Source organism: Microcoleus vaginatus HSN003 (assembly GCF_022701255.1).
Lineage (GTDB): Bacteria > Cyanobacteriota > Cyanobacteriia > Cyanobacteriales > Microcoleaceae > Microcoleus > Microcoleus vaginatus_B.
The window spans coordinates 2,993,561-3,006,383 of the sequence record NZ_CP031705.1; the positions used below are offsets into that span (position 1 = coordinate 2,993,561).

The 12,823-nt window shown below is 42.5% G+C and carries 7 protein-coding genes and 2 pseudogenes; 1 reads left to right on the forward strand and 8 read right to left on the reverse strand.

What is annotated here, in order from left to right; genetic code table 11:
* Positions 1-46: 46 nt before the first annotated feature.
* From D0A37_RS13035 to D0A37_RS13045, 3 genes are all read right to left on the reverse strand, one after another.
* The gene (locus D0A37_RS13035; protein ID WP_242724739.1) at positions 47-1,303 is read right to left on the reverse strand and encodes a glycosyltransferase family 4 protein; all 1,257 of its coding nucleotides are present in this window, start codon (positions 1,301-1,303) and stop codon (positions 47-49) included.
* Between the two features lie 187 nt (positions 1,304-1,490).
* Positions 1,491-3,563, reverse strand: a complete 2,073-nt coding sequence (locus D0A37_RS13040) for a glycosyltransferase (protein WP_242724741.1) — start codon at positions 3,561-3,563, stop codon at positions 1,491-1,493.
* A gap of 128 nt (positions 3,564-3,691) precedes the next feature.
* Positions 3,692-6,637 carry a sulfotransferase family 2 domain-containing protein gene (locus tag D0A37_RS13045; RefSeq protein WP_242724742.1) on the reverse strand — a complete coding sequence of 982 codons (2,946 nt, stop codon included), beginning with the start codon at positions 6,635-6,637 and terminating at the stop codon, positions 3,692-3,694.
* Positions 6,638-7,014: 377 nt separating this feature from the next.
* Between D0A37_RS13045 and D0A37_RS13050 the strand changes: the two genes are divergently transcribed.
* Positions 7,015-10,014, forward strand: coding sequence for a tetratricopeptide repeat protein (locus D0A37_RS13050; RefSeq protein ID WP_242724744.1), 3,000 nt, complete (start codon positions 7,015-7,017; stop codon positions 10,012-10,014).
* Positions 10,015-10,119: 105 nt separating this feature from the next.
* Here D0A37_RS13050 and D0A37_RS13055 read toward each other — a convergent pair whose 3' ends face one another.
* From D0A37_RS13055 to D0A37_RS13075, 5 genes and pseudogenes are all read right to left on the reverse strand, one after another.
* Positions 10,120-10,869 (reverse strand): class I SAM-dependent methyltransferase, encoded by a 750-nt coding sequence (locus tag D0A37_RS13055; RefSeq protein WP_242724746.1) that lies wholly within the window; start codon positions 10,867-10,869, stop codon positions 10,120-10,122.
* A gap of 276 nt (positions 10,870-11,145) precedes the next feature.
* Positions 11,146-11,580, reverse strand: a complete 435-nt coding sequence (locus D0A37_RS13060; RefSeq protein WP_242724748.1) for a sugar phosphate nucleotidyltransferase — start codon at positions 11,578-11,580, stop codon at positions 11,146-11,148.
* Positions 11,565-11,741: a hypothetical protein gene (locus D0A37_RS13065; RefSeq protein ID WP_242724750.1), complete on the reverse strand. Its 177-nt coding sequence runs from the start codon at positions 11,739-11,741 to the stop codon at positions 11,565-11,567. The genes D0A37_RS13060 and D0A37_RS13065 overlap by 16 nt, the downstream gene beginning before the upstream one ends.
* A 12-nt stretch (positions 11,742-11,753) precedes the next feature.
* Positions 11,754-12,487: pseudogene (locus D0A37_RS13070) on the reverse strand (IS1 family transposase).
* Positions 12,488-12,552: 65 nt separating this feature from the next.
* A pseudogene (locus tag D0A37_RS13075) lies at positions 12,553-12,786 on the reverse strand (sugar phosphate nucleotidyltransferase); the annotation flags it as partial.
* Positions 12,787-12,823: the final 37 nt, after the last annotated feature.

Sequence of the window (12,823 nt, forward strand, 5' to 3'; positions counted from 1 at the left end):
ATATCTAGAATAAATGCTTGACAACTAAGTGCTATTGTGGTTAAGATTAAGAGTATTTTGCTAACTCTTTCTGTACCTGCAATGCTGTCTGTCTCCAAGCTTGGGCTTGGCGAGCCAATAGATCTCTTTCTGTCTGAAGTTCATGGAACCGATTTGACAACTGGGTATGATTTAGATGTCCCGTGATAAATTCAAGGCGATTTTTTATTTTTATACCTACAGCTTGAGGACTTAATAAAGACCTGATTTCCTTGGCTGCTATTTTTCCTGTTTTCTGAGCTTCCTGATAATTATCAAATACAGACTGCATGAGAAACGCAGCATGAGCAATATCTGGTTCCGCCCAGACACTTCCTTTGGGGTAAGCTCCGTAATCTTCAGTTGTTGTCACCAGTTCGTATTTAACCGGAAAACTATTGCCAACATTCATAAATTCCATATTAGATGAATAGGCTGTGGCTATTACTGGCTTGCCGTAGTACATGGCTTCCGACATTGTTAAACCGAATCCTTCAGCCCGATGCAGAGACACATAACAGTCACAACTATTAACCAAGCCGTGAATCTCTTCTTTTTTCAAATGCCCGTCTATAAACTGAAGAGATGACCAACCCTCAGCTAAATCAATTAGTTCCTGTCGCCGTTGCGGAAAAAGATGAGCATTGGCAAACTTGAGAACGAGCAAAACATCTGGATTAGATTTACCAAAAGCTCGTTTAAATGCCTCAACGGTGGCAAAGGGATTTTTCCGTTCAAAGGAACTGCCAAAGTCAAACATGAATAGAAAAATAAACTTATCTTTTGGTAAGTTGAGGTTTTCTCTTGTTAATAATGGTTGCGGGAATGCGAGGCTAACAGGAATTTTGAGTACAGGAACCTGGGAGACAGCCGAAAATGCTTCTGCACAAAAATTACTGGTAGTCCAGATTTCATCAAATAAATCAAAGGCCCACTGCCATTCAGAGGGAAATACGGGCAGTTCCCATAGCCAGACACCTATATTGTATTTGCCTTTGAAATATTCAGAACCAATGCCGGGAAAGTACCCGGCTAAAATCTGCTTAACCCAATTGGGGTTGGTTTGGACTATGTTGATTGGATATGGATTGTCGTCGGAAAATTTTTTGTAGCTGGTATCGGAGTTGGGTAGCCAATCTATTTTCAGATCCTTAGCTGCCAAGGGAATTTGGGCTGCTTCTAGGGCTCTGAGATTTCCTCTGGCGGCTTCTGCCAAACCAAAATCACCGGTTATATGACCGGCTAAATTTACACCCAAAGAATTATTTAGTTGATGATTTAACATTCGTCTTGTTTTTGGCTTAGTAGAAATAGCTGAAGTAGAAGGCATCTGATCGGCACTGGCCCTCTGTGGCCATCTGCGAGACGGGATTGGTTAAGCTTGGCTGGTCATTGATAATACCTAGCTGTCGCTTAAGGGTAGTCGTCGCAGCCTTTTGTTCACTCATAATAATACCGCCCATCTCCAATAATTATGAGATTATCCTAGTTATGGCTTTCCGCTTTTGTCTCAAGTTTAATGCCGTTTGATAAACTTCAATATCATCACTATTGAGAGCTGCTAGCTTAGCCACCATGTTTTTATCACCCAACACCTTGTTTACATAGGTATGATACCCTTGATATTTATTTTTATTATTCCAACCAATTTCTAACTCTGGCCAATCTAGGATTTCTTTCAAGTTGTTTAGATCATCCTGAAAAAATTCTTGGATACCTATAAAGAAAAAATCGGTGATTTCTATTCCTCGCAGGTATTCAGATATAACATTTTGATTTTCCGGCATCTCGGCAAATTCAACTAAATCAGGTTGAGTCTTATTTACATCTTCTTGAAAATCATTTTCACTCGCTTCAGCAGGCTTACCAATACAATCACAATACCCAGAAATTAAACGAGTAATCGGATGCCTCAGCCATGCAATTAGTTTAGGAGAAGAATATAACAAGCATTCTTTGTACCTGCTAGCTGGAAATTGACCGTGAATCACTTGAGTTTGCAGTCTAATTAAACGCTGATCCAAGATGGTGGCTAAGGGCAATTTGCCATCTTCCCAAAAAACTTGCTCTGCACCGTAAACCTGTTGGAGAACTTTGCCAAATGTTATCCCGGCTGTTTTGGGTACATGAATTGAAATAACTTCTAAACCCAAAGATGAAGATAATAATTCTTTCTTTAGGAGCTTCCACAGCGACTCAAATTCAGGTGATTGTCGCAGTATGGTGAGCAAGTCTTGGCGCGTCCTACTGCCGTTACCTAAATCCTGAATGTGGTGATTTTTCCCTTCCTTATCAGGCTTACGTTTGAGATAAGTCTCATAAGCAACTTCCAAAAATAATCCATCGTTCAGACCCTCAGTTTGTTGCAAAAAAGCTTCGTCCTTGAATACAGGCAGTTGAACTTTAGCTTGCGCTAATTCTCTCGTAATCCTAATTTTCATTATCTGTTCAAGGCGATTTCTAATTTTGTTGCCAACAGCTTGCGGACTCAGCAAAGATTTGATATCTTGAGCAGCTTTAGCACCTACTTGCTGCGCTTCCTGATAATTTTGAAAAACATATTGCATTAAAGACGCAGCATGATCAATGTCGGGTTCTGCCCAAACATTTCCTTGCGAGTAAGGGCCATAATTTTCCGCAAGTGTCACTAAATCGTATTTAACAGGAAAACTATTGCCTACATTCATAAATTCCATATTAGATGAGTAGGCTGTCGCTATCACTGGCTTGCCGTAATACATCGCTTCTGCCATTGTCAAACCAAAGCCCTCAGCACGGTGCAACGATACATAGCAGTCACAGCTTTTAACTAAGCCATAAAGCTCTTCTTTCTTCAAATGCCCATCTATTAAGCGAATGGAGGGCCAGTCCTCCGCTTGCTCTTTCAGTTGTTCTCTCTGCTGAGGATGAAAATGTCCGTTAGAAGACTTTATGACGAGCAATACATCCTCATTGTTTGATTGAGGGAAAGCTTGTTTAAAGGCTTCAATAGTACCCAATGTATTTTTGCGTGCTAGCGTACTGTGAAAATCAAACATAAACAGAAAAACAAATTTTCCTTGAGGTAGTCCTAATGCCTTTCTGTCCACAGATGTTGATGGTAGAGCAATACTAGGTGGTAGTTTGAGAACAGGAATTGGTGATTGCCTAGCTATTGTTTCAGCCGTATAATTACTATAAGTCCAAATCTCATCGAATAAATCAAAAGCATACTCCCAGACGCGGGGTAAAATTGGCAATTCCCAAGCCCAGTAACCAATATTATATCGCCCCTTAAAATATTCAGTACCCAGACCTTCAATCATGCCATCCCCTGGATTGATATGAATCAGGTTGATGGGGTATTGAATATTTTGAGAAACATTTGTGTAGCTATCATCTAAGTTCCTGTGCCAATCTACTTTAATATCATTAATTGTGAAGGGGATACCTACCGATTCCATTCCTCTTAGAGTGCCTCTTGCTCCTTCTCCCAAACCATATTCCCCGCTCACGTGACCTACGAAATTAATACCTAAAGAAGAAGTCAGTGTATTTTTCAACATACCAATTATTGTCCTACCCTCAACGGCTTTTAGAAGAATCAATTTAGAGACAAATTAATTGTCAAGTAACTTGACATTTTTGATCGCATTTTTCAAGCAAGTAAGTTAATATTGCTAGCTATTTTTATTTAACGTACTGCTACTGACACCTTACCATTAAGGCTGCGCCGCATCAATTCTTTCCATTCCGCTGAATTGATTAGCGAGTTGGTATCGAGGTGGACTCCCTTTTCCGAAGAGAATTGGGAAAATTTTTCTAACCAGTCCAAGATAGTTTCTGTTGGTGATAAAGGCGTACACTTCAAAGATTCTTTGAGAAAGTGAGCCATTCCGTTCTGATCGCCTTTGTGATAAGCGTACCATCCCTCCCACAACAGGAGTTTGTACTGAGTCTGACTTTGTTGCACATCAGCCTGCCTGTGAATGACTGGCGGAAGTTTCAATCTTTCCAATTCTCCCTGAGTCTGGTGCAGTTGAGCCTGAGATTGCTCCCACTCTCCCTGAGTCTGGTGCAGTTGAGCCTGAGATTGCTCCAATTCTCCCTGAGTCTGGTGCAGGTGAGCCTGAGATTGCTCCAATTCTCCCTGAGTCTGGTGCAGTTGAGCCTGAGATTGCTCCAATTCTCCCTGAGTCTGGTGCAGTTGAGCCTGAGATTGCTCCAATTCTCCCTGAGTCTGGTGCAGTTGAGCCTGAGATTGCTCCCACTCTCCCTGAGTCTGGTGCAGTTGAGCCTGAGATTGCTCCAATTCTCCCTGAGTCTGGTGCAGTTGAGCCTGAGATTGCTCCAATTCTCCCTGAGTCTGGTGCAGTTGAGCCTGAGATTGCTCCAATTCTCCCTGAGCCTGGTGCAGTTGAGCCTGAGATTGCTCCAATTCTCCCTGAGCCTGGTGCAGTTGAGCCTGAGATTGCTCCAATTCACCCTGAGTCTGGTGCAGTTGAGCCTGAGATTGCTCCAATTCACCCTGAGCCTGGTGCAGTTGAGCCTGAGATTGCTCCAATTCTCCCTGAGTCTGGTGCAGTTGAGCCTGAGATTGCTCCAATTCTCCCTGAGTCTGGTGCAGTTGAGCCTGAGATTGCTCCAATTCTCCCTGAGTCTGGTGCAGTTGAGCCTGAGATTGCTCCAATTCTCCCTGAGTCTGGTGCAGCTCCAACTGAGAGTGTACCAACACTGCTTGAGTTTGGTGCAGTTGAGACTGAGATTGCTCCAACTCTCCCTGAGTCTGGTGCAGTTGAGCCTGAGATTGCTCCAACTCTCCCTGAGTCTGGTGCAGTTGAGTCTGAGATTGCTCCAATTCCGCCTGAGTCTGGTGCAGCTCCAACTGAGAGTGTACCAATACTGCTTGAGTTTGGTGCAGTTGAGACTGAGATTGTGCCAATTCCGTCTGAGTCTGGTGGTGTTGAGACTTAGATTGCTCCAATTCACCCTGAGTCTGGTGCAGTTGAGTCTGAGATTGCTCCAATTCACCCTGAGTCTGGTGCAGTTGCAACTGGGATTGTGCGAATTGACTCTGTGCTTGATGCAATTGCGACTGAGACTGTTCACTAAGTTGCAGAAGCTGGTGGAATCCACCTAATTCATTCCTACGCTTTGCTCGCAGGTTCAGAGCCTCTTGATACAGTTCCATATCGAGACTATTGCTCTGTGCTAACTTCTTGACAATTTCGTTATCATCTAATATTTTTCGTAATTGAATATCATAATCAGGAAATGTATTAGCATTAGTAAAAAGAACGCTAAGATCACTCCACCCCATCATCGTTTTTAAGTCTTCTAAGTCTGACTGGAAAAACTCCTGAATTCCGACAAAGTAAAAATTACTCAGATGATTTTTCCCAATCAATTTAGCTACTATATTTCGCACCCCAGGAAGATTGGCAAACTCTACGATTCCCAAGACGTCCATATTGCGTGGAATACCAACCTTTTGCATCCGCCAAAAAAAGTAATTTGATATTAATCGCATTACAGGGTTTCTCAACCAGATTACTTTTTTAGCATTATGAAAATAGCCTTTGTACTTGTTTAAGGCAAAGTGACCATGAATAACTTTAATGTTTGCTGGTAAAGCAGATGGTTTAATTTGACTTTCGGGAACATTCACATTATCCCTGAAAACAGATTCAGTACCATAAACATCACTTAAAACTTGATAAAATGTTGTTCCTGCTGTTTTGGGTACATGAACCGATATTATTTCCACCTTCGCCTGAGTTTGATATTCGGGCTGGTTGTATTGCTCTAAATCTGTCTGAGGAGGGTGTAATTGCGCCTTGTATTGATCCACTTCCACCCGATTTTTATAGGGCCTATTGTAAAACAGAGGGGTAGGATCGATATTTAAGTCTAAATGAAAATCGTTGGAAACCTTACAAAGCTCTATAACAGCGATCGCATTTGCAAAGGGGAAAGGATGGTTGTACTCTACATTACTAAGTTCTATCTCTTCTATTTCTTCCCAAAGCATTTTGACGCTATCCTTTGTTGGATCTCTATTAATTAATCTTAAGAAACTTGTACGGATGGCTTCTTGAGGAATTCCATATTTTTTTAAGAGTGCCAGATACTGTGCGCTGAACTGAATGTACCATCCTCCATCCGTAAGGACTCCAAAGGGAACTGTAATCAATGCTTTTCCCTCAAGAGCCAGCAAATCGTAGATCTTCGCGATTGCCTTCAGTGGAGCTTCCCGATGATCGCCAATTTCTGTAGACTCACCGTAAGCACCGCCCGGAGCAAGTCCCTGACCTATATGTTCTACGGTAGAGATTGAAACTATAGCATCATATTTTTCCTCGGATTCAAGAGTCATTAAATCTTCGTTATCCACACCTATATCTATTTCAAATTTGTCTATAATTCTTCTTTTAATAACCCCCATCTGTTCGCCCAGTGAGCTTTCATAGCGCGAAAGTACGTTACCCACTTCTAGAACACGGTCTGAATTTTGGAGATTAATCAGAAAGTTAAACCCAATCGAAACTTCAACCGCTCTTTCCGACGGATTGTTATACGGTATGCGATTGTAATATAACTCTTTTCCTTTAAATAAAAATGTTTTTTGCCAGTTTGTCATTTTAGTTCCTCCTTAACGGCAATTAGTTCAACCACAATAATACCTATATACCTCTATGAATTTTGTTGAAACAAATGTTTTCATGTAAGATATTTCATCTACTATTATCTGCACGACTTGGTGCATTTTGTCCTTCGTCTCCTCTCCTGATTTTTCCTTGTTATTGGCTAGATTGCTTCGACCGAAGGCAACTTGCCTCAGTGTGGACAGACTGGTAGGGTTCGCAAAATGTTCCCCATGTCAACCGTAAATCCTCAATTCAGTATTTTACTGTGTTTGAGTAGGGTCAGGTCAGTCCAGTGAGTTCTTGTCTTGCTCGCACACTTCAGTTAAAATCAACTACGTTGCAAGTTTATCACAAGTGGCACTTATTCAAAATGAATGCAGAGAAAACGGCTGTAACCCATATCCACGAAGGAGATCATTTTCTAGAGTCAGGCAATTTAGATGAAGCGATCGCAGCCTACCGCCGTGCCATTGAGCTAAATCCTGACCTATCTTGGTCTCACCACAATTTAGGGGAAGCTCTAGCGAAACTCGGTCAATTCGAGGAAGCGATCGCATCTTACCGCCGCGCCCTAGAACTCAACCCGGATTTTTCTTGGTCTTATCATCACTTGGGGGATGCTTTAGATCGACAACAACAGTGGGAGGAAGCAGTGGCTGCCTTTCGTAAAGCTACTGAACTCAAGGCCGATCACTTTGGTTCTTACTGTGGATTGGGGCAGAGTTTGGTGAAACTGGGCCGGTTAGATGAGGCGATCGCGGCTTACCGCCAAGCAAGTATTCTTAACCCGGATGTGGATTGGATTTACGGCTGCATAGCAGATCTTTTACAGCAGCGAAGAGAGTTGGATTTGGAGGCTGCGATCGCCTCCTACCGCCGTGCAGTACAACTAAATCCAAATGACGTGCAAGCATACCGCAACCTCCTAAATATTCAACCAGATAACTTTGAAATTTATTTGGATTTGGGGAATGCTTTAGCGCAACAGGGGGATTGGCGCGGGGCGATCGACACATATCAAAGAGCGATCCAGCTTAACCCACAAGAGGCTTTAGTTCACAACCTTTTAGGGGAAGCGTTAGAACAACTCGGCGATCTAAACGCAGCAGTTGTTTCGTACCGAAGAGCAATAGAGCTTCACCCATTTTTTATGTCTGACGACCAGTTAGGAAAAGCCTTGGCTAAAGTCAGTTATCTGGAGCAATTTCCCCCGGACGACGCAGCCTTTTTGCAAAAAACCAACCACCTCAGCGATGCAGATTTCGTCCAAGAACTTTTCTGCGCCTATGTGAAACGCTCCCTAGACGAGAAAGGCATTGCGGGGTTTCTGGAAATTATGCAGTCAAGCGGGCGCTCGCGGCCCCAAGCGATCGCTGAAATCATCCGACCATCAACAGAATTTCAAAACAAGTGTAAATCTTTCTTGCCAGCTTCACTTGAGGAAGCTCACTGGCGCTTGGGAGACTTCTTTGCCCAAAAAGGTCAATGGGAGGAAGCCCTTGCCTCTTTCCACCAGGCACTTTCGCTTACACCCTCCATCACTCTAGCCTACCGCCGCTGGGCGGAAAATCTAGCAAAGCAAAATAAATACGACGCCCAAGTAGCTTTGATAGCTAAATTCTTGAACTCTATACTAAATCAATCATATTCAGCGGAATTCTACGCCTGTTTTGGGAAACTACTAGCGCGAAAAGGTCTGGTAAGCGATGCCGTACAGGCTTATGAAAAGTCACTGTTTATTCAACCTACTTCCCCCCACTCAGACGAAGTATATATAAATCTAGGGCAGATAATGCAACAGCAAAATCGACGAGAACAAGCCCTAAGATACTACCAAGAAGCCATAAAATTAAAACCAGATAACTGGGAAGTATACCTCCATGTCGGTCACATTTTATCCGACCAAAAACAACATTATGCTGCCCTAAACTATTACAGAAAATCCATCGAGTTGCAGCCAGAAATTGGAAATCTTTACATTTATTTGGGGCATTGTTTTTTAAAAATAAATGAAATAAATCACGCAATTAACTCTTACCAGAAAGCCCTGGCAAAACCTCCTCAACACTACCACGCTTATCTGGCACTAGCGGGCTGTCTCGTTCAACAAAATAGATTGGAAGAAGCGGTTTATTGTATAGAAGAGTTAATCAGTAAAGAGATTCCAGGAACTTACCTTGAAGCTCAAAAACACTTGGCAAATATTCTGCAGCAACAAGGTAAGCTAGAGGAAGCAAATGTTTGTTTCAAAAAAGCGCAGCCACTAATTCCTCCTCAAGGGTTTTATGCCTCAACTAGAGAGTGGGCCGTTGAATTTAAACTGGATGCAACTAACTATGCAGATATACATCCCCGCCATCAAGTCGAAATTGAGATGCCAAAAACAGTCGATAGAGAGGTGCATCCTGAACTGAAAAGCTGGAAGAAATTTGATTCACCGGCCACCTTTGTTGCCACAGTATCCGACGGAAGATTTTGTCAACTTAATGACAGAAAAACAGCTTACCTGGCGCCAGACCATAAGATCCTGCTAGATGTTTCAAGTGTTATAGATACCGGGAATTTAGGCGAAGTTACGTATTCTCCTATTCACAAAATTGACGGGACAGTAGCAGTTTTATCAGGGAATACAAGTGCCATATATTATCATTGGATGTTGGATACACTGCCAAAATTGGGACTGATAGAATTGAGCGGAATCGTACTCGATAGCATCGACAAATTTGTGGTGAGAAGTTACGATGCGCCCTTTCACAAGGAAACACTAAAGCTATTGGGAATTCCCGAACATAAAATCGTAGATAGCAGGAAATACCCTCATATACAAGCCGATAGGTTAATTGTTTCGTCTTACCCCGGCCTAGTCTGCTGTCCAACTAAATGGGCGGTAGAATTTCTCAGAAGCAAATTTCTGCCCGCCGCAGCGAAACCAAACTCCCTGCCGCCCGAACGCATATATATCAGCCGGAACCTTGGACAGAGCCGGAGAATTATTAATGAAGATGAAGTTTTAGAAGTTTTGCACCAACACGGATTTGTAACTATCTATGCCGAATCAATTTCGCTAGCAGAAACAGCTTCGCTGCTGAGGGGAGCTAAAGTTGTAGTTAGTATGCACGGCGGTGGAGAGACTAACCTGGTATTTTGCAGTCCGGGAACCAAGGTGATAGATATTTTAACGCCCCATCACCCGGCAATATGTTACTATATTCTCAGCCGTCAAGCGGGACTTGATTACTACTACTTAATCGGCGAAAGTATTGAAGGATCTTACTTGCGCCAACTTATTTACCAGATAGACGGTTTTGAAGATACGCTTGTCAACATTGACGCTCTAAAAGCTTTGTTCCAGATGGCTGAAGTTACTTAGAGGCAGGAGAATGGAATAAGTAGGAATGGGTTTTTAAATTAATTCGCTTGCTTGTGCAAGTGTTCCCATTCCACCCAAATTGACTTCAGGAAACTTGATGGTTGATTAAGCCCACAAAAGATAACTTTCTCTCAAAACTGGAATACAGAGATAATTGCGATTTGTAAGTGCAGCTCCTTCTCTAAAAGCCCGAACTACATCAGGACTCCAAGTTGTGTCATCTACAGCTATAACACCAAAGCAATGAGCGACTGTTTGTATGTCTTGCAGACAGGCTTCATATGTATGCAAGCCATCTACAAACGCAAAACATAACTGCTTATTTTTGATTTTAGCAATAGTTTGAGGATCCAAAGAATCCGATCTCACAATATCTATGACATCTCTATAGGCTTCTGTGTTTTTCAAAAAAGTTTCGTACTCCCCACCATGACAATTTTGAGTTCCCAGTTGCCACGGATCTACAGCTATCATTCGTCGGTTATATTTCTTAGCTACTTCAGCTAGCTTAACCGTTGTTCCACCCAAAAAACAGCCAATTTCAATCAAGTCACCAGCCCACCCTTTGGCACAATATTCAGCCACGCTAGCTATTCTTGCACTTTGTTGGATTGAACCTTGCAGAGCTAAAATCACATCCATGCGTTCTTGAGGGATTGTTTCCCACAGTATGCCGATCAAGTTTTTGACATGAGCGCTATAGTAAGAAAGAGTTTTATCGTGATGAACCTGCATTTCTCTAAGTTGATGTTGTGTTTGTTCCAACAAAGTTTCGGTTTGGGTTAACTGATACTTGATTTGTTCACTTTCGTCTTGACGCACTTGTTCTTGCGATTGAATTTGTTCTAGTTCCATTAGGATTTGAACTCCCTTTTATTGTGGTTTACTCGATTCTCTAATTTTTCGGTTTCTCTGTTTCCACTTCATTGTAAGGCACCCAAGCACCCATGGTTTCAGAATTATAACGCAGCCTTTGCTTGCAACTTGCCCTGAAATATATTACCACCAGATGCAAACAAAATATACCGAGTGATAGATATTATTTTTTCCTAAAACAAAATCAACCCAATTTATTTACCTGATTCCCCCAGCTTGCTGAGTTTAAATAATCGCCCCTTCCTACTTCCTCCCTCATTCCCACACATTCCAAGGAGCCTCTCCATTATCCCACAGCTCGTTCAAATACTTGTATTCCCGGTAAGTATCCATCGTGAAAAAGAAACCGCCGTGTCGGTAAGCCATCAATTGCCCTTCCGCAGCCAAACGCTGTAGCGGCTCTTGCTCTAAAACGCACTCATCTCGCCCTAAATAATCAAAAATGGGGCGGTTGAGTATCATGTATCCCGCACTTGCCCAGCCGTCTACTTCAGGTTTCTCAACAAACTCCCGTACCCGGCCGGAATTGTCTACATCTAGCATTCCGAAGCGAGGAATAGGACGCACTGTCGTCACAGTTGCCAGCTTGCCGTGGGACTTGTGAAAATCAGCCAGTTTGCTAATATCTACATCAGCAACTCCATCCCCGTATGTCACCATAAAGTTATCGCGAGCTATATATTTCTCCACCCGTTCACCCGCCCTCCAGTCATGCTTTCCGAGCCAGTTTCCGCCACTGTTACCTTAAAATCTTGCTGGCGATGCTCTTCGTGATAGGTAATGCAATTCTGGCGACCCAAGCAAATAGTAAAATCGGCGTTGCTGAATTGAGGTATGATAAGTGCGGGCAAGGGATGTTTGGGCTACCCGATTTGCCTCGTTTGAGGGCGATTGAAATCATAGGATGGATAGGGAACCGGAACATCCCAAAACTTAAGATAATGAATTACTAACCGAATAGAATGTTTAAGCATTTCTACCGACTTAGAATAGCACAGTGTCTTGCGATGAAGCCGGGCTTGCGTAATGTCGTAGTCGCGTATTCTCGCCCTCTACTCTGGTCATGTAAGTTTTACAGATAATTTGGTCTCCATCTGGGATAAACATGGGGTAAACTGGCCATCCATCTGTGATATAAAAGTAACATTTCCAATTGCCAACTAATTCCCATAGTTGTCGAAAAGTTATAGCACTATGATCTCCCAATACCCATCCTAAAATCCCTGGCTGAAAGTGATTTACTGCCGTCGCTCGCCAAAGCTTATTTTTTTTGACCAACAAACGTTTCTAGTTCATCAAGTTCTCCCACCCGGGGAATTGTGTCTGGTTCGTAAGCATCAGGGAGCAATTCTCCTACTTGCTTGACCCAATTTATAATGCTGGTGTGATGTACTCCTTTAATCCTCTCAATTGCTCGAAAACCCATACCATTGACATACATTTTGAGACATTCACGTTTAACTTCTTCCGAGTAACCTTTATGAGGTTGATAGCAATCTATAAATTGTCTGCCACAACCGACACAAATATAATTCTGTTTACCTTTTTTATGACCATTTTTATTAACATGAGTTGATTGACATTCAGGACATTGCATAAGCTCTGCGTTTTTTGAAGTGTTATTTTTTGGCGCTCGCACTATAACCTTATCATACCCTAATTCAGCAACGCCGTAAAATCATTATTCATCGCTTCATAATTCAGGAAATATTCCTTAATCATGTTGCCTTTGTAGCCCAAACACACAATAAAATCCAGGAAGCCGTAGTGGGCATAGGTCTTCATAATATGCCAGAGAATCGGATACCCCCCCACATCTACTAAGGGCTTGGGACGAAATTCTGTTTCTTCTCGGAGACGTGTCCCCAAACCGCCGGCTAATATAACTACTTGCATTGTTTCACATCTTGAAAAGGGTACACAACCGCTGATA

What these genes read in the sequence shown, in the direction of transcription:
- D0A37_RS13035 (WP_242724739.1), bottom strand. Translation starts at nt 1,303, where the DNA reads ATGTTAAATCATCAACTAAATAATTCTTTGGGTGTAAATTTAGCCGGT.
- D0A37_RS13040 (WP_242724741.1), bottom strand. Translation starts at nt 3,563, where the DNA reads ATGTTGAAAAATACACTGACTTCTTCTTTAGGTATTAATTTCGTAGGT.
- D0A37_RS13045 (WP_242724742.1), bottom strand. Translation starts at nt 6,637, where the DNA reads ATGACAAACTGGCAAAAAACATTTTTATTTAAAGGAAAAGAGTTATAT.
- D0A37_RS13050 (WP_242724744.1), top strand. Translation starts at nt 7,015, where the DNA reads ATGAATGCAGAGAAAACGGCTGTAACCCATATCCACGAAGGAGATCAT.
- D0A37_RS13055 (WP_242724746.1), bottom strand. Translation starts at nt 10,869, where the DNA reads ATGGAACTAGAACAAATTCAATCGCAAGAACAAGTGCGTCAAGACGAA.